Genomic DNA, 18,433 nt, shown 5'->3' with positions numbered 1-18,433 from the left:
ATATTCAGGAGAAAAGAATGAAATTAAAAATGTTGTTGGCGGTAATGTTGGTTGCAGGTATTGCAACTGTGTCTTATGCAAAAAGTCACTTTATTACTCCCGGTGCAAGAGCGGGCGGTTTCGGAACGGCTTTTTCGGCTGTAGCGGATGATTTGACCGCAATTTATTATAACCCCGCAGGTCTTGCCTATCAAAAGGATACTCAAGTTATGGCATCACTTTTCTATATTGATTATCCTGCAACGGCAAGTGATAAAAGTCCGGCAAATTATATGAGTGATAAATATTCCACAAATGCTGCGGTTCCTTTTGTAGGCTTTTCTACAAAGTTTTTTTATGATTCCGTTATTGCCGCAGGTGTTTATGTTCTCGGCGGAGGCGGAGGAAAGTTGGAAAACTTACCTCCTTTTATACAAAAAGTCGAAGGACAACAAAGTTATATGGTTTACAACATATCTTTGGCAAAACAAATTACCGATAAATTCTCTATCGGTTTAGGCTTTGATGCAATTCAATTCCAAGATAAATTGGTTGCAAAATCCGATTTAATGGGAATAAATATTGATTATAACAGAAGTGCCTTCGGTTTTCAGGGAAATATCGGTTTAATGTATAAACCCATAGAAAAACTTTCAACGGCATTCGTTTTAAGAAGCGGTTCTTATGTTGATGTTCCCAATGAACCGGCTTCTTCAAATCCTTCATTTGCCGAAAAAGTTTGTTATCCGTTAACTTGGGAAGTAGGTTTTGCTTATGATTTATTTGAAGATTTTACTTTTGCGGCTTCGGTTTCTCAAAACAAAACTTCATGGACATCCGAAAAATATCATGATATTTTCCAATACAGAGTCGGAACGGAATACAGAGCAACGGAAAAATTGGCATTACACCTCGGATTCTTTTCGGATCCCAACTTAATAAAAGACGAATATAAAGATACCACATATGGTTTAACAAATCTCGATATGTATAATATGAAATATACAACCATAGGTGCGGAATATAAATTTACCGAATCTTTAAAAGCGGGATTATCGTTTACACATTCTTTTACAAATCCGGTAACTCATAACGGTATAACATACAAATATGAAGTTAATTTAGGAAGATTTGATATAAGTTATAAATTTTTATAATAAAAGAGGGAAAAAATGATTCCTTTAGTAAAACCTATATTCGGTAAAAAAGAAAAACAGTTAATTAACGAAGTTATAGATTCCGGTATTATAGCAAGCGGAAAATATGTTGAAGAGTTTGAAAAAAAGTTTACAAAACTTTCCAAAGCAAAATACGGTACGGTTTGTTCAAGCGGAACAACGGCATTACATACCGCTCTTCTTGCATGCGGAATAAAGCCCGGAGATAAAGTTATTACAACTCCTTTTACTTTTATTGCAACGGCAAACTCCATTCTTTATTGCGGAGCAAAACCTGTGTTTGCCGATATCGACGAAAAAACTTTTAACATAGATCCGAAATCCGTGGAAAAAATATTAAAAAAAGAAAAGAAAGTTAAAGCGGTTATATGTGTTCATTTATACGGATTACCTTGCGATATGGGTGAACTTTTAAAACTTAAAAAGAAATATAAGTTTGTTTTAATTGAAGATGCATGTCAGGCACATTTGGCAAAATATAAGAATAAAACGGTGGGTTCCATAGGTGATGCGGGTTGTTTTTCTTTTTATGCAACAAAGAATATGACTACCGGTGAAGGCGGTGCCGTTTTAACTGATAATTTACAAACAGACAAACTTTCAAAAAAAATAATTAATCATGGAAGAATGGCTCATTACGGTCATGATATGTTAGGTTATAATTTCAGATTAACAAATATTTGTGCCGCTATGGGTATAGCACAATGTGACCAAATTGAAAAATGGACAAAACAAAGAATAGCAAATGCAAAAAAATTGTCCGACGGCTTAAAAGGTTTAAGTTTCTTGGAAACACCTTTTGTTCCTAAAGGTTATACTCATGTTTATCATCAATATACGGTTAGAATTAAAGACGGTTTGAGAGACAAATTTATGCAATATTTAAAAGATAACGGTATAGGTTGCGGAATACATTATCCGGAAGTTATAAATAAACAACCGTTATATCAAAAGTTAGGTTACAAAAAAGGTATTTGTCCCGTTGCCGAACAAGCGGTAAAAGAAGTTATTTCTTTGCCGGTTCATCCGTCGTTGTCTTCAAAAGATATAAATACAATTATAAAAGTAATAAAAGGTTTTAAAAAATGAACAAAATAAAAATAGCGGTTATAGGTGTAGGTTCGTTAGGGCAACATCATGCAAGAATTTTATCAACACATGAAAATGCCGAACTTGTAGGCGTTGTTGATGCCGATGTTAAAAGAGGAGAAACTATTGCAAAAAAATGCAATACTGCAAGTTTTACCGATGTTAAAGAAGTTATGGATAAAATTCAGGCGGCCGTAATTTCCGTTCCTACTCCGTATCATTACGATATAGCAAAACAGTTGTTGCAGGCAGGTATACATTGTTTGGTGGAAAAACCTTTTACCGAAACCGTTGAACAGTCTACAGAACTTATAAGAATAGCAAGAGACAAAAATCTTATTTTGCAGGTAGGCCATGTTGAAAGGTTTAATCCTGCAATTATTGCCGCAACACCTTATGTAAAAGAACCTAAATTTATAGAAGTTAACAGACTCGGACCTTACGATCCGAGAACGAGCCATATCGGTGTGGTTTTGGATTTAATGATACACGATTTGGATATGCTTTTAAATTTTGTAAAAAGTAAGGTTGTAAGTTTTGAGGCCGTAGGTGCAAAAATTCTTTCCGAACACGAAGATATTGCAAAGGTAAGAATAAAATTTGCTAACGGTTGTATTGCGGATGTTTCAACAAGCAGAGTAACGATAGACAAATACAGAAAAATAAGAATATTTCAAAAAGACAGTTATATTTCCGTTGATTATGCCGGAAAAAGTTTAAAAATATATCAAAAGAAACCTAATGTATCCGTTGTAAAAAGTTTACTTGATATAGATGTAATAAAACCGAAAGTTCAAACGGGCGAACCGTTAGCTTATGAATTGACACATTTCTTAAATTGTGTAATTGAAGGTAAGAAACCTTTGGTATCGGGTGAACAGGGAAGAGATGCGTTAGAACTTGCCCACGATATTCTTCACTATATGCAGTTTTAATTATTGTTTCTTTGCTCAAAATATACAATAAAATATAAGAGTCTTTAATATGTATAATTCCAAATTTTACGATTTAACACAAAAAGAAAGACTTCTTGTTACACTTTTGTTTGATAAGAAAATCAACAAAAAAGATATTGATGTGCTTGTTGATACAACAGATACAAAAAAAGAAAATATAAATTATCTTTTGTTGTTATCGTATTTGGATTTCCAAAATAATCGGAAAATCTTTCCCGAAGAAATATCTTCCCGATTAAAAATAATTTTTGACACTTATCATAAGAACAATTTATTCATGATTACATGGTTTATAAACAAAATAAAATTGTTGAATAAAGCAGGAATTCCCGTTATGTTTTTAAAAGGACTTGCTTTAAAATATTATTATGTTAAGGGTTTTCCGAGAAATATGGCTGATTTTGATATTGCCGTTCCCGAAAACAAATATGATGAAGCTGTAAAACTTTTAAGAGATAAAGATAGTTTATACGAAAAATTTACAAGTTCGTATCATGACGAAATAAAAAGCAACGGAAGAATAGTTGAAATTCACAGATGGATATTTAAAAATAACGGGGAAAAAGGAACGGATATTTGGGAAAGAGCCGTTAATATTGATTTTTACGGAACAAAAGTTTGTGTTCCTTGTCCGCAAGATATGTTTATTCATCAATTGGACAATCGTTCAAGAGATTTTTTTAAAGGTGTATTCTTAAAAAGAAAGCTTAATTGGTTATTTGATTGCCGACATATTTGGAATTTTATGGATGAGGCAGATAAAAAAAGTTTACAAAACAGGGTACGGGAATTTAATGTTGTATACAACATTAAATTTATGTTATCCGTGTTTCTTGAATGTTTTCCCGAACTTATTGATAAAAAAGAAGCCGAAAGAATGTTTCCCGTATCGCAAGAGTATATGTTATGGCTCGATTTAGGTATGAAAAATCAAATTAAATTTATGGAATACGAAAAAAAATATTCAAGGGAAGGTCCTTTAACACCGTCGAGAATTTATAAAGGGTTTGTGTTACATATGTCCATGTATCGAATATTCCGTTTGGAAAGGGGACTGCATGGTTTTAATCTCGGCTTTTTCAGGTATTGCAAGGAAGCTCTGAATATAAACGGTATAGGCGATTTATGGAAAAAATACTGCGTTAGAGTTAGTCTTTTTGATAAATAAAAAAAATAAAAACGGGAATCATCGTTTATGTCATATATTGTTTTTATAATATGCGGAATAGTTTCTGTTTTTTTACAAATTTTCCTTATCAGAGAATTTGTGCCTTTGTTTCACGGCAGTGAGTTTGTATTAGGTATAGTTTTGGGACACTGGTTGTTATCTGCGGCAGTTGCGAATTTCTTATTTCAATATTTCAAAAAAGTCAGAGATTTTTTCGGCAAATCCGTTAATTTATTTATAGTATTGATAATATTTATAATACTTTCGTTTTTGTTTGTAAGAAATATAAATGCTGTTTCTTCCACGGATTTGGCTGTGGGTATATCTTTAAAAAGTTTATTTTTTTATTCGTTGTTTGTAACTTTTTCCGTAAGTTTTACATTGAATTTAATTTTAAATTTTTTAAAACAAAGTTTTTCCACCATCCTTTATCAAAAAAAAGTTAAAAGATATGTATGCGAAGCTGTCGGATTTGTTATAGGCGGAACTGTTTTTTCATTGTTTATGTCTTCTGTAACCACAACGGTTTTGTTGTTAATAATAATAATGCTTATCTTTTGTAATCTCATATATCTGAGTGAAAGCACAATAGTAAAAATTTTTTATTTTGTGCTGTTATGTTTTTCTTTCTTTTTAATTAAATATTATGCTTTTGATATTGAAAAAAATGTTACATTCGATAATAATTCAAGAGTAAATATTATAAATTTTTCATTCTATGAAAATATACAAAATATATTGATGGAAAAAAACGGAGAATACTTTTTTTATAAAAACGGTAATTGTGAATTTGCTTTGCCGAGTCCTGAAATATTTGATGAGGAAGATTTTGCACATTTACCCATTCTTCATCACACAAATCCAAAAAACTTGTTACTTATAGGCGGAATAAAATATTTACCGTCAATTGTAAAGTATGATTTGAAAAAAATAGATTTTATAGAACAAGATTTGAATATGATACAAATACTGAGTAAAAATATAAATAAACTGAATTCTATTTTTGAAGATAAAAGAATAAAAGTATATCCCGAAGACGCAAGATTGTTTTTACAAACGAACGACGAAAAATACGATGTTATTCTTATAGGTTTGGATATACCGTTAAATACGACAATAAACAAATTTTATACTTATGAATTTTTTAAACTTGTAAAAGAAAAAATAAATGAAGACGGCTTTTTGGCGTTGAATTTGCCGGGTTCCATGGTATATTCTCCGACATTGATGTTTGAATTGAACGCTTCCGTGTACGGATGTTTGAAAGAAACTTTTTCTAATGTCCAGGTAATACCCGGAAAAACAAATATTTTTGTTGCATCAAAATCAAAAATGCCTTTCAGGTTGCATATAAAGAAAAGATTAAAAAGAGTTGAAGATGAAACCGTTGTTTTGTCGAAGTATTATGTAGATGAAAGAATGGATACACAAAAAACGAAATGGATTAATTTTCAAATAAAGAAATATAGCGACCGAAAAATATTGAATAAAGATTCAAATCAAAAAACAATGCTGTTTTCAATTATGTATTGGCAATCAAAATTTTCACCTTTTTTAATGAATTTTTTAAATCTTATTATAGAATACTCTTATTTAATTGTCCTTGTCGCAATAATACCGTTCTTCTTAATAAAAATAAAATATTCCGTTACGGCTTTTGTTTCCGGAGCAAGTGCTATGTGGTTGCAGTTTGTTTGTTTTTGGGGATTTCAAATATATGTCGGACAGGTTTACAGATGGTTCGGTATGCTTACGGCACTATTTATGTTAGGACTTGTTTTCGGTTCTCTGTATTCTAAATATTATCAAAAGAATACGGCACTGAATAAAACTTTTTTCAGCAGTGAAATTTTGTATCTTTTATGGATATTGACATTTATTGTCGTTATAGAATGTAATTTGTTAAATTCATATTATTTATGCTTTTTGTCTTTGGGAGTCGGAGCAATAACCGGTTTGGAATTTGCTCAACTGATTAAAATCTTTGGTATAATTAAAGAAGGAAAAAATAATGTCAGACTTTTCTTTGCGGATGCTCTCGGCGGAGCATTTGCTTGTTATATCGGCGGAGCTTTTGTTATACCGGTATGGGGAATAACAAAAGCTTTGATATTTATTTTGTTTTTGAAGTTTTTAATATTTACATGGTGGCAATATGATAAAAAACACGGTTTATAAAATATTGTTGATTTTATTGTTTTTGGTAATAGCTAATTTAATATATGCACAAATATCCGTAGAATGTTTCGGCGGTGCCGGAAGAGTATCAGGTTCTTGTTTTTTACTTAAAACAGGGGACAGTTCCGTAATTGTAGATTGCGGCAGCTTTTACGATGAAGGCAATTTACCATCGGATAATTCGGTAATAAATAAAAAATTAGTAAATGCCGATGCAATGGTTTTAACACATGCGCATAACGATCATTCCGGAAGAGTGTTGCAACTTATAAGTGAAGGTTTTAACGGAAATATTTATTGCACCGATTCAACTAAAAAAATTCTTTTTGAAATGTATGACGACGGCTGGAATTATGATTATGTAAAGAAAAAATATTTTTGGTCAAAATCTAAAAGAGAAAAAATACAACTTCGTGAAAGCAGGGATACCGTAACGGTGCATTGGTATAGTGCATGCAAAAATGCCGTTAAAAATAAAGAAGAAAGTAAAAACGAAATTTCTTTGGTTCAATTAAAAAACAAATATGGCATAAATTTTAAAGTTTGTAAAAATTGTTTAAGTAAAGATTTGGAAAAGTTACGGGATAGATTTGTGTCGGTGGAATATAAAGAAAATATGGATATAACCGATAAAATAAATTTCAGTCTTTACAACGCCGGTCACATTTCAGGTTCCGCAAGCGTAATTTTTTATGTTTATGATGAAAACAAAATCAAAACCGTTGCCTTTTCCGGAGATTTGGGGAGCGGATATTCCAAAATAACTCCCGACAAAGATATTATTCCGAAAGTCGATTATGTTTTTGTTGAAACAACTTACGGCGGTGTAAAAAAAGATATCGGTAATGCGGACTACCGAAAATTTCAGGAAACAATTTCCGATGCCGTAAAAAACAATAAAATTGTTTGGATTCCGTCTTTGTCGTTACACAGAACACAAAAGGTTTTGTTTGAAATAAAACAAGCACAAGTTAACGGTTTGATACCTTACGATATTCCCGTATACAGTTTGTCTCCGTCATCCAACGGAATTACAGACAGATATGAAAAAGAGGTGAGTTTTCCGTCAAGAGAGAGATGGTTTAAAAACGAAGTTTATCAAATCGGCTCTTTTTTGCCCGAAAATTATATAACCAAAAAACCGAAAGAATTTTCTATACCGTCAATAATAATTTCCGCAAGCGGTATGATGGATCAGGGAGTATCTTACGGTTTAATAAACAAACTTTTACCGTCGGAAAATGTTGAAGTGTTTTTGGTAAGCTATGCAAGCCCGAAAACTCCGGCGGGTAAATTAAAAAAAGGCGCTAAATATATAAGAGTCGGTAAAAATTCCGTAAAAGTTGCGGCCAAAGTCAATGTTTTTGATATTTTTTCCGATCACCCGGATATAGAAGAATTGATGAAATGGTTATCCAATCAGGATTCCGATACAAAAATTTATCTGATTCACGGAGAAAAAGATATATTGAATAAAGCTTTAACCTTATACAAACAAAGAGGTTTTGAGAATACGAAAATAGCAGTTGAAGGTATTAATAATTTAAATTAATTTATAGTGTTTTTTTATTTTATATTTTGTATAATAAAAAGTTATGAAGTTTTAATATTTGCAGTAAGAGAGAAATAAAATGTTTAATTATCTTTTTAAATTATTTTCAAACGATTTAGGTATAGATTTGGGCACGGCGGTTGTTTTGGTGTATGTTAAAGGTCAGGGTATCGTTTTAACCGAACCTTCCGTTGTTGCTATGGATAAAGAAACAAAAAATGTTTTATCCATAGGTAAAGAAGCAAAAAAAATGTTGGGAAAAACTCCGGCAAATATAGTTGCCGTAAGACCTTTAAGAGACGGAGTTATAGCGGATTTCGAAGCAACACAAAAAATGATAAGGTATTTTATTTATAAAGCGAATAAATCAAGAAGATTGTTACATCCGAGAATCGTAATAGGTGTTCCTTCGGGAATAACGGATGTTGAAAGAAGATCCGTCAGAGAAGCTGCCGAACAAGCCGGAGCAAGAGAAGTTCATATAATAGAAGAACCTATGGCAGCGGCAATCGGAGCCGGTATTCCGATACAGGAACCAGAAGGAAACATGATAGTTGATATCGGAGGCGGAACTACCGATGTTGCAATAATTTCTTTGGGCGGAATGGTTGTTTCTAAAGCAATAGATGTTGCCGGTGATAAAATGGATGAAGCTATCGTTCAATATTTCAGAAGAAAATATAACTTGTTAATCGGAGAAAATACCGCGGAAATCGTAAAAATTCAAATCGGCTCCGTGTTCCCTATGCAACAAGAACTCAGTATGGAAGTAAAAGGAAGAGATCAGGTTACCGGTCTTCCCAAAACAATAACCGTAACATCCGAAGAAATTCGTTCGGCATTATCCGAGCCTATTAAGTCCATAGTTGAAGTTATAAAAGATACTCTTGAAGAAACTCCTGCGGAACTTTCTGCCGATTTGGTGGATAGAGGTATCGTTCTTGCCGGCGGCGGTGCATTGTTAAGAGGCTTACCCGAATTATTGAAGCAGGAAACCGAACTTCCTATAAATATAGCCGATGACCCGTTAACTTGTGTCGTTAGAGGAACAGGTGTTTATTTGGAAGAGTTGGATAATATAAAACTTGCACAAAAAAGATATATGGTATAAAAACCATTTCATATCGTCATGAATACAAATAAAAATACCAATAAAGTTTTTTGTTTATTGTTGGCAGTTTCAATTGTTTTAATTGCATTAAGGCTTACGCCTGCGGTTCAGGGATTAAAACAGTTGGTTTATTCCGTATTGGTTCCGGACATAAAAATTTCATCGAATTTATTTAGTAAAACCGGTTCTCTTTTGTTGAATTTATCTAATATAATAAAAGTTTATCAGGAAAATTCCGAACTTAAAAATGAAAATTTCAGATTGAAACAAGGTTTGACCGATTCTCAACTTGTTTTGGAAGAAAATATAAGATTAAAAAATTTATTGAATATAAAAGAAACCAAAAATTTAAAACCGATTTTTGCCAATGTTATCGTAAGAGAGCCTACACAATGGTATAAATTTGTGATAATAGATAAAGGTTTCAAAGACGGAATAGAAATAGATAATCCGGTAGTGGCAATATTATTCGACGGAAGAACTTGCGTTTTCGGCAGAACAACCGAAGTATATTCATCAACGTCAAAAGTAGCATTGGTAACCAATCCTCTGTTTTCTATTCCCGTTCAGATAAAAAATTTAAAAGTTGATTGCGTTTGCGACGGTTACGATTCTCAATATTTACAGTTATCTTTTATTCCTAAATCGGCAAACTTAAATATAGGCGACCAAATAGTTACAAGTTATTTAAGTAATGTTTTTGAAAACGGAATAGATGTCGGAACAATTGTAGATATTGTAAAAACAAATTATGGGGATTATCAGGAAGTAACGGTTGAACCATATACGCAAAAACATTCTGTTTATGAGGTAGCCGTTCTTATAAAGAAATAAAAAATGAATTATATTATTTCAATACTTATTTTTTTTATACTTATAATTATACAGTTTGTAATTCCAAAATATATGCCTTTAAATATTTGGACATTATATCCTAATTTTATTTTGATGTTTGTTGTATACACTGCTTTGAATAAAGGGATAATGAGAGGACAAATAACAGGCTTTGTTTACGGTCTAACTTGGGATGTTTTATCTACCGATATTTTCGGAGTGAGAACATTAGGTTTTACGATTGCCGGCTATTTGGCCGGAAGTTTTAATAAAAAGTTAAACAAAAATCAACCGCTCACACAAATTATAGTTATGGCAATAGGGTTGATTGTAACTCATCTGATTTTAAATATTACATATGTTATAATGCCTGCGTCTGAAACAGTTTTTGTTCAAAATTTCGAATTGTCTTACCTGATTATATTTAACATCCTTATAAATTTATTTTTAACACCGTTTGTCTTTAAAATATTTTTGGCTTTTGACAGGAAAAATTGAAAGCTTATAACGAAGAATACAACTCTTCGTGTTTTTTTATCATATAATCAATGGAAAAAGTGTAGTCAATACTGTTTTTTGCATTGATTGATAATGTGTTTTTCAATTGTTTGTTATGTGCCAACAGTAAAATTTTTTCTTCCGTTGTTTTTATATCATAAGGTTTAACCAAAAAACCGTTAAAATCGTTTTTAATAATTTCTCTTTGTCCGTCAACATCGTTAACGACGGGGGAAAGTCCGCAACACATAGCCTCTATTGTTGATATAGGCAATCCTTCCCATAAGGATGTCATTACGAAAAAATCACTGGAATTTAAAATGTTTGAAATATCTCTTCTCCAGCCTAAGAGAAAAATTTTGTCGGAAATGTTATATTCTTTTATCAATTGTTCGAAACTTTTTCTTAATGTTCCGTCACCGACAATAACAAATTTAAAGTTTTTATGATTTTCGGATATATCTTTTGCTATTTTAATAAAATCGGGTAAATTTTTTTGAGGTTTAAACGGTCCGATGGTTGTAACCAAAAAATCTTTTTCATCAATATTAAGTTCTTTCTTTAAAGAAGGTTTATCTTTAAAATTTTTAAAATTTTCTATGTCTATGCCAAGCCTTATATAATGATATTGTTCTTTTTTACCGATATTGTTTTTTAATCCTTTAGTTGTATTTTCAACACTTACCGGAATAAGATATTTTGAAATTTTTGCTCCGATTTTTTCTAAAAAAATAAACAGATTCTTTTTTAAAAAACTTTGTGTATCGTTAAAACTAAAACCGTGAATAGTGTGAATTATATTTTTTATGCCGCACATTCTTGCAGCAAATCTGCCTATAATTCCCGCTTTTGAAGAATGTGTATGAACAATACCGGGTTTTTCTTGCTTTAATATTTTATATATTGAAAACAAAGATTTTAAATCTTTTACGGGATTAATTTCTCTGACTAAGTCTTTTACGAATATAACTCTTATTTTGTTTTTTGTTTCTTCATCAAGTATTCCGCCGCAACCGCATATTAAAAAAGGTTCGAATTTAGTTTTGTCTATTTTTTCGCAAACGGATATAGCGACTTTCTGTGCACCGCCAAGTTCAAGTTTTGTAATGATAACGGCTACTTTTATTTTGTTCATTTTATTTTATTTAATTGTTGTGCCAAGTTTTTTGCGTCAATAATATTTTTTTCTATAAAAGAATATTCCCAACTGCCGTATCTTCCTATACAATAAATATTATTATCTTTTAAGAAACTGAATATAGTGTCTAATGTTTTTTTTCTGTCTTTATTGAATATAACATAAGCATATTTCATATCAATTACATTTAAACTTATTATTTCGTCATCACAGTTCATAAATCCTATGTTTTTTAATATCGGAATTATATCGTCGCACTTTTTTGTATCTGACATTTCTATATATAAAGCATAACAGTTTTTTGGAGCGGCTTTTTTTGATGCATTGGAATATATTCCAACCCTGTAAAAAGGATATTTTTTTTCGGGAACATATATCCAATGAACATTTTTTATCATTTCCGGAATTTCTTTTTTATATCTTATTCCCAAGTTTATGCATCTTGTTGAAGTACATTCCAATTTATTTGCAAGTTTTGAAATGTTTTTCGGTAAATCTTTTATACTCAATAAAAGTTCTTTTAACGGTTGCGTGGATATAATATTATCATAAAAATAATATTTTCCGTCAGCATAGACTTTTTTGTTTTTTAAATCTATGGTTTCAACTTTTGAGTTTGTTATAATGTTGCTTTTTAATTTTTTATAAAATCCGTTAATCATTGCCTGACAGCCGTCATTTGCGGGATAATAAAATACACTGTTATATCCGTATTTTTGTTTGTTTTGATTATATGCGGAGCTTATTATACTTTCTTTCGATGGCTTCGGAACAAAAGGAGCCGTCCATGCAGCCGTTAATTTTTTTAAATTATAATTCCACAATTTTCGGTTATACGGCTGCATAAAATATTCTGTTATACCGTCACCGAACATAGCTTTTGCCCAATCGATAAAAGGCATATCGTCATATATTTTCAAGTTTTTTCTTTTTTTTATCCCGTCAATGCATTTTTGTTTTTGCTGTTCGGTAAGATAATATAAATTTGCCTGAAAAGGAAACGGAATAATTTTTTTATTAAATAAAATTACCGAATTTCTTTTAACGGTCAAAAGTTTTTTTCCGATAAGTTTTTCTATTAAATTTTTTATTTTTTTATTCTTTATGTGAATAAAATGGCCGGAATAATCGAAAGTAAAACCGTTATCTTTTATCGACCTGCATAATCCGCCGACACATTTTTCTTTTTCAAAAATAATAAACGGCTTTTTTGAAAAATACCCGAAAGAAAGTCCGGAAATTCCTGCACCTATAACAATATTGTTTGTCATAATTAATCTACTTTAACCTTTGATAATCTTACGGAAAAAACAACTAATAACAATATAATAAAAGAAAAAATCAAATAAGAAATATTGTCATCAATTTTTACTATTGTATAAGAAAATATTCCGAATATGAAAGATAAAATGTAAACGAATAATAAAATTTGTTTTCTCGAATATCCCATTTTTTCAAGCCTTAAAGGAAAATGATCTTTACTGCCCAAAAAAGGATTTTTACCTTTTAATATTCTCATAATACTTACGAAAATTGTTTCATATATAGGAACCGCAAGTATTATTAACGGTGCAAAAATTCCTATAGGATTTATTTTTGTATAGGAAGTTCCCATTGCTACGGTTGCAAGAATAAAACCTATTGATAAACTTCCCGTATCACCCATAAATATTTTTTTGCTTTTGGATAAATTAAAAGGCAAAAAGCCCAAACATGCAGCCAAAAGCGCAACGGCACAAAAGTTAACATAAATCATTTCACTCGGCAAAGCTATTATAAAAAAGAAAAAAGATGCAATTGCCGCCGTTCCGCAGGATAGTCCGTCCATAATATCTATAAGGTTGAAAGCATTTGATAATCCTATTATCCAAAAAATACTTATTATTACGGACAATGTTTTGTTTTCGATGAAGTTTATTCTTATATCAAAAAAATAAACAACAATAAGACAGGCAATTATTTGTACCAAAAATTTAAATTTAAATCCGAGTCCGCCTTTTTTTATGTCATCGCATAAACCTAACAGCAACAACATCGAAGAACCGATTATTACGGATCTTAAATTGTTTAATGTTCCGGTGGGGAAATTTGTTATTAATCTTATTAATAATAAACTTATAACCCATCCGCTCCATATTGCAAGTCCGCCCAAATACGGAGTGCTTACTTTATGAGTTTTTACCGCCGTTAAAGGTCTGTCGTAAATGTTGAACATTCTTGCAATATGTCTAAAAAACGGTGTTAAAATAAGTGCCGTAAAAAAAGCCGTAATAAAAGTGATTAAATATAAAATTTCATTGTTCATGTTTTAAAAAAGTTTATTCCACTTATCGGTATTATATTTTTCTTTACAAAGTTTTATTGCCGAATCCGTTTCGTCATTTGTCAAATTGTTATTTATTGTATTACATTTTAAAAAGTTTGATAAATTTTTAAAAAATTCGTATGCAAATATTTTAGATTCTTCGGCGTTCATTTTTAAATGAATAGAGCCTTCAACAAGAATTTTTTTGCCTCTTCGTCTTTGACATGAACCGACAATCTTTTTTCCGTTTAACAATAAATCGTCTTTGTATAATGTTTGAACACAACTGTAATTTTTAGAACTGCTGTTTTCGACAAATGTTTTATCACAAAAAATATTTATTTTTTCTAAAGAGCACCTTATGTTTTCATGAATTGTTTTGTAAGTTTTTTCTTGATCGTAAATATAAGGCCATAATTTATCCGAAACTATTAAAGAAAAAGAAAGATCAGTATTATGTAATACGGATAAACCTCCCGTTATTCTTCTGATAACGGAAAAATTATCGTTTTTTGTTTCCGGAAATTTTTGAAAATAACCTATGGTATATGCGGGATAAGTCCATCTGTAAAAACGAAAAATTTCTTCAAAGTTTTCTTTTGAAAAAAAAACTTCATCGAGTGCGATATTTGTGCTGCAATCTCTTGGTATATCGTAAATACATCTTAAATTCATAAATTCTCTTATTATAATTCGTTCCTGTAAATCGCTTCAAGAAAAGCATCTACAACTACGGGATTAAATTGTTTGTTTTTGTTTGCTACTATTTCTTTTATTGCTTCGTCTTTTTCCAATCCTTTCCTGTAAGGTCTGTCCGATGTCATTGCATCATAAGCATCGGCAACGGAAATAATCGTTGCGATAAGAGGAATGTTTTCTCCCGTTAATCCGCAGGGATAGCCTTTTCCATCGTATCTTTCATGATGGTATTTTACTCCCAAAGATATATTTTTAAATTCTTTTATCGGTTCAAGAATTTCGGCACCCAATATAGGATGTTTTTCAATAAGTTTTATTTCTTCCGGTAATAACTTATCGGACTTATTTAAAATGCTTTCCGGAATACCGATTTTTCCTATATCATGTAATAAAGCGGAAATTCTTAATGAATTTTCAAACGATTTATGATCTTTTGTTAATTCTTGAGGTATATATTTGAACAGTGTCATTGAATATTTCATTACTCTTTCGGTATGCCCGTGAGTATAAGAATTTTTTATATCAATGGCTGTTGCGAGTGTTTCGACGGTGTTTAACAGTAATTGTTTGTTTACATCCAACTGTTTTTTTATGTCATCAAAGAGTTTTGCATTTTGTATTGCCATCACAATATCCGAAGCCAATACCATCAGAAAATCCATATCTTCGGTATTAAAAGAAGAGTTATCTATTTTGTTGCCTATGAAAAAAACAACCATTAACTCTTTCCTGAAAAAGCCCGGAACAATCAATTGTGCTTTATATAAGGATGTTTCTTCTTCGAGTTCCGTAAGTAAAGCGAAAATTTTTTCGTCGTTTTTATATTTATTTTTTAAATCTTTAATTTGAGAAACCAAAAGATATTCTTTGTGTTCTTTTTCAATATCTTTATTTAAAAAAAATCGGATAATAGGATTGTTATTTGTTATTTTTGTAAAGCCTACCGGAATTTTCAGACCTTTTTTGCCGCTGGATACATTTATAATATATTCTTTTTTTGCTTTGTTGTAGAGAAACAATCCGGCATGCTTTATACCGAGATTTCTGGTAAGAGTTCTTACAACCAGCCTCGACAAAAGGTTCGGATCATGAATCAAAATCATTTGCTTGGCTGTTTTCGATAGATAACTTTTGTAGTCTTTTTTTTGTTCCATTTTTATATATAGGTTAAAACTTTTTTCTTGAAATCCGCAAGATCTATCGGTTTTTGTATGTAATCGGTGGCACCGTTTTCAAGAACTTTGGTTTGATTATCGGAACTAATGCTTCCTGTAATTATTACAACTTTTGCATCAGGGTTAATTTCTTTTATTTTTTTCAATACTTCTATTCCGCTGATTCCGCCCAAATGCACATCAAGGAAAACACAATCGAATTTTTCCTGATTGTATTTTTCCAAAGCTTCTTCACCGGAAACGGCTAAAACACTGTCGATATTCAACCTTTTCAGAAATCTTCCCATGAAAGCAACTATTTCTTCTTCATCATCAACAATCAAAACTTTTTTATTCAAGACTGACACCTCTTATTTATCATATAAGTATAACAAATGCTTATAAATTTGGCAACTCAACGATAATATCCGTTCCAACCATATATTTAGACTCGAACCATATTTTGCCTTTATGGTTTTCTTCTATCATCCTTTTAACTATATACATCCCTATACCCGTGCCGGATTTAAAAGATGCTTTTGTTGTAAAAAACGGAATAAAAATCTTTCCGGTAAGTTCTTCTTTTATACCGACACCGTTATCGGAAATTTTTATAATTGTTTTATTGTTTTTTTGTGTTAAAGATATATCTATGTGAGGAGAGAAATTTATTTGCTCCTCTTTTTTCAAGAGTTTATGTTTTTCTTCTATCGCTTCGAAAGCATTATCTATAAGATTGTAGATAACTTCCGTCATCTGCGATTTTACACCGAGAATCATATCCGTGTCTCTGAAATTTTTAATAATTACCAACTTATCGGGAATATGGTGTTTTACTTTCAACATTTCATAAGCCAAATCAACAATTTCTTTAAAAGCAAAAGTTTCAAACATTCTGTGTTTTGCTTTCATTTTTGCAAAATCCAAAATACCTTTTATTACTTCATCGGTTTTAATGATATTGCTTTTTAACGATTCGGCAAGTTCGTCTATATACTTAAAAGTGTCTTGAAGTTGTTTGCTTGCATTAAAAAAGTCTTCGTTGTTTTCTTCAAAATCTTTTATCTCGAATTTTAATTCTCCGGAAATTAAAGAGAACTGGTTTAATCTGTTTCTTATTTGATGAGCAACACCTTCGGCAAGACCTCCTATGGATGCAAGTTTTTCGGCTGCAAATATTTTTTCCTGAGCTTGCTTGTATTCGTCAAAAAACAAACAATTTTCCATTGCAAGGGAAGTTTGCCTTGCGAGCATTTTGAATATTGTCATATCTTCTTTCGTAAAAATATCGTTGTTGTTTTTTTCGCCTATAACCATAAAACCTTTAACACCGTCGTAAAAAGACGGAATTATTAAAGCCGGTCTGAACGGTAAAATTACCGAACGGGCAATAAATTGAGGCATTTCGTCAAACAAAAAAGGATCTTCTTTATGTTTTATAAAATTTATAAAAGGGTGATCATAATCGTAAGAAAACATCAGTTCGTCGCTTTTTTGTTTGAAAGATCTTAATATTTTTACTTCGAAATTTTCTTTGTTTTTGTTTTCCAAAAATATTGCGACAAAAGACACTTTTACTGTTTTTAAAAGAACCAAAGATATTAATTTTAAGAGCCTGTCTATATTATGTTCTTTTGCCATACCGCTTGCCGCATGTATCAGTAATGTTTGATAATGTTTGTTTTGTGCAAAAAGTATTTTTTCCGTTTTCGATATTACTTTTTTATATACCAGGAAAAATCCTATTGTGAGCATGAAAGTTATGAAATTCGATACATATATGTTTGTCGAATAAATTAAAATGTAATTGGATAATATAAGTACCAAAAATAACATAAACAAAAATATAAGTATTTTTATTGAAGCTATTTTTATGTTTGTAAAATTGAAACTTGAAATTATTATCGTTGTTGCAATCATAAAAAACATCGTTGTGAGATAGAAAATCGGTTCAAAACTGAAAATATTGTAGAAAAACAAATTGTCGAAAACGAAAAGAATAAGATAAACGCTGTATACCAAAATCAAATAAATTATTCTTTGCTTTTGAATAGATGTTATTTCATCGCTTTGTATATATTTGTATGCCGCATTTATCGAATAAACAAAAATGATTACGGCAAATATAATAAAGATAAAATGAAATTTGCCGGCAACGGGATAAAATCCCCATTGATTTCTTTCCACCGTAGATATTATGAGATTCGAAAAAACAGATAGAAGAATAAACAGGGTTGTTGTTGCCAAAATTAAAATTTCGGTGAATTTTTTGATTTTTAAGTTTATGAAATTAAACAAAAAATATGTTGCGAAAAACGGTATAAGAATAATTCCTATAAATCCCAAATGTCCCAAAAAATAAGCTGCTTTGTCATCCGTTGTCGTATACATTAAAGCATAAGAAATAAACCATAATAAAAACGAAGATGATAATGCGGCAAAGATATAAGAGCTTTTTGTGGCTTTATTCTTATAAAAAACGAATATTGTTAAGAAAAACAATACGGCTGCCGATAAATATATGAAAAATTGATATAAACTATACATAACTTTACAGATTATATTAAAACTCTTTACATTTTTCAATATAAATA

General features: G+C 30.8%; 16 protein-coding genes. 9 read left to right on the top strand and 7 right to left on the bottom strand.

The genetic code is table 11. The features are described 5' to 3' along the window. Positions 1 to 17: 17 nt before the first annotated feature. From B2Y85_RS04405 to mreD, 9 genes are all read left to right on the top strand, one after another. On the top strand, positions 18 to 1,136 hold the full coding sequence (locus tag B2Y85_RS04405) for an OmpP1/FadL family transporter (RefSeq protein ID WP_372519259.1): 1,119 nt from the start codon (positions 18 to 20) through the stop codon (positions 1,134 to 1,136). A gap of 15 nt (positions 1,137 to 1,151) precedes the next feature. After that, the gene (locus B2Y85_RS04400) at positions 1,152 to 2,246 is read left to right on the top strand and encodes a DegT/DnrJ/EryC1/StrS family aminotransferase (RefSeq protein WP_372519258.1); all 1,095 of its coding nucleotides are present in this window, start codon (positions 1,152 to 1,154) and stop codon (positions 2,244 to 2,246) included. After that, on the top strand, positions 2,243 to 3,181 hold the full coding sequence (locus tag B2Y85_RS04395; protein WP_372519257.1) for a Gfo/Idh/MocA family oxidoreductase: 939 nt from the start codon (positions 2,243 to 2,245) through the stop codon (positions 3,179 to 3,181). The genes B2Y85_RS04400 and B2Y85_RS04395 overlap by 4 nt, the downstream gene beginning before the upstream one ends. A gap of 49 nt (positions 3,182 to 3,230) precedes the next feature. Continuing rightward, positions 3,231 to 4,370 carry a nucleotidyltransferase family protein gene (locus B2Y85_RS04390; RefSeq protein ID WP_372519256.1) on the top strand — a complete coding sequence of 380 codons (1,140 nt, stop codon included), beginning with the start codon at positions 3,231 to 3,233 and terminating at the stop codon, positions 4,368 to 4,370. A gap of 27 nt (positions 4,371 to 4,397) precedes the next feature. Further along, a complete protein-coding gene (locus B2Y85_RS04385; protein WP_372519255.1) occupies positions 4,398 to 6,548 on the top strand; it encodes a hypothetical protein in 2,151 nt (716 codons plus the stop codon). Next, positions 6,526 to 8,100, top strand: coding sequence for an MBL fold metallo-hydrolase (locus B2Y85_RS04380; protein WP_372519254.1), 1,575 nt, complete (start codon positions 6,526 to 6,528; stop codon positions 8,098 to 8,100). Before B2Y85_RS04385 ends, B2Y85_RS04380 begins: the two co-directional genes overlap by 23 nt. 79 nt (positions 8,101 to 8,179) lie before the next feature. Further along, positions 8,180 to 9,211 (top strand): rod shape-determining protein, encoded by a 1,032-nt coding sequence (locus B2Y85_RS04375; protein ID WP_372519253.1) that lies wholly within the window; start codon positions 8,180 to 8,182, stop codon positions 9,209 to 9,211. An 18-nt stretch (positions 9,212 to 9,229) separates the two neighbouring features. Next, entirely contained in the window at positions 9,230 to 10,045 is an 816-nt protein-coding gene (gene mreC / locus B2Y85_RS04370) for a rod shape-determining protein MreC (RefSeq protein ID WP_372519252.1), read from the top strand. Positions 10,046 to 10,048: 3 nt separating this feature from the next. Continuing rightward, on the top strand, positions 10,049 to 10,543 hold the full coding sequence (gene mreD / locus B2Y85_RS04365) for a rod shape-determining protein MreD (RefSeq protein WP_372519251.1): 495 nt from the start codon (positions 10,049 to 10,051) through the stop codon (positions 10,541 to 10,543). 4 nt (positions 10,544 to 10,547) lie between these two features. On the opposite strand, the gene B2Y85_RS04360 is transcribed toward mreD, so the two are convergent. Genes B2Y85_RS04360 through B2Y85_RS04330 form a run of 7 tightly spaced genes read right to left on the bottom strand, consistent with a single transcriptional unit; the run spans position 10,548 to position 18,425 of the window. Then, positions 10,548 to 11,678 carry a glycosyltransferase family 4 protein gene (locus B2Y85_RS04360; RefSeq protein WP_372519250.1) on the bottom strand — a complete coding sequence of 377 codons (1,131 nt, stop codon included), beginning with the start codon at positions 11,676 to 11,678 and terminating at the stop codon, positions 10,548 to 10,550. Next, on the bottom strand, positions 11,675 to 12,952 hold the full coding sequence (locus B2Y85_RS04355) for a protoporphyrinogen/coproporphyrinogen oxidase (protein ID WP_372519249.1): 1,278 nt from the start codon (positions 12,950 to 12,952) through the stop codon (positions 11,675 to 11,677). Before B2Y85_RS04355 ends, B2Y85_RS04360 begins: the two co-directional genes overlap by 4 nt. Before the next feature lie 2 nt (positions 12,953 to 12,954). Then, positions 12,955 to 13,986, bottom strand: a complete 1,032-nt coding sequence (locus B2Y85_RS04350; protein ID WP_372519248.1) for a glycosyltransferase family 4 protein — start codon at positions 13,984 to 13,986, stop codon at positions 12,955 to 12,957. Between the two features lie 3 nt (positions 13,987 to 13,989). Continuing rightward, positions 13,990 to 14,661 carry a lipoate--protein ligase family protein gene (locus B2Y85_RS04345; RefSeq protein WP_372519247.1) on the bottom strand — a complete coding sequence of 224 codons (672 nt, stop codon included), beginning with the start codon at positions 14,659 to 14,661 and terminating at the stop codon, positions 13,990 to 13,992. 11 nt (positions 14,662 to 14,672) lie between these two features. Further along, a complete protein-coding gene (locus B2Y85_RS04340; protein WP_372519246.1) occupies positions 14,673 to 15,839 on the bottom strand; it encodes an HD-GYP domain-containing protein in 1,167 nt (388 codons plus the stop codon). 2 nt (positions 15,840 to 15,841) lie between these two features. Then, the gene (locus tag B2Y85_RS04335; RefSeq protein WP_372519245.1) at positions 15,842 to 16,198 is read right to left on the bottom strand and encodes a response regulator; all 357 of its coding nucleotides are present in this window, start codon (positions 16,196 to 16,198) and stop codon (positions 15,842 to 15,844) included. A 40-nt stretch (positions 16,199 to 16,238) separates the two neighbouring features. Next, positions 16,239 to 18,425: an ATP-binding protein gene (locus tag B2Y85_RS04330; RefSeq protein WP_372519244.1), complete on the bottom strand. Its 2,187-nt coding sequence runs from the start codon at positions 18,423 to 18,425 to the stop codon at positions 16,239 to 16,241. Between the last annotated feature and the right edge of the window lie 8 nt (positions 18,426 to 18,433).

The sequence above is a fragment of the Candidatus Ruminimicrobiellum ovillum genome (genome assembly GCF_002392975.1).
GTDB lineage: Bacteria > Elusimicrobiota > Endomicrobiia > Endomicrobiales > Endomicrobiaceae > Ruminimicrobiellum > Ruminimicrobiellum ovillum.
This window is presented reverse-complemented; position numbering and strand designations above follow the sequence as displayed.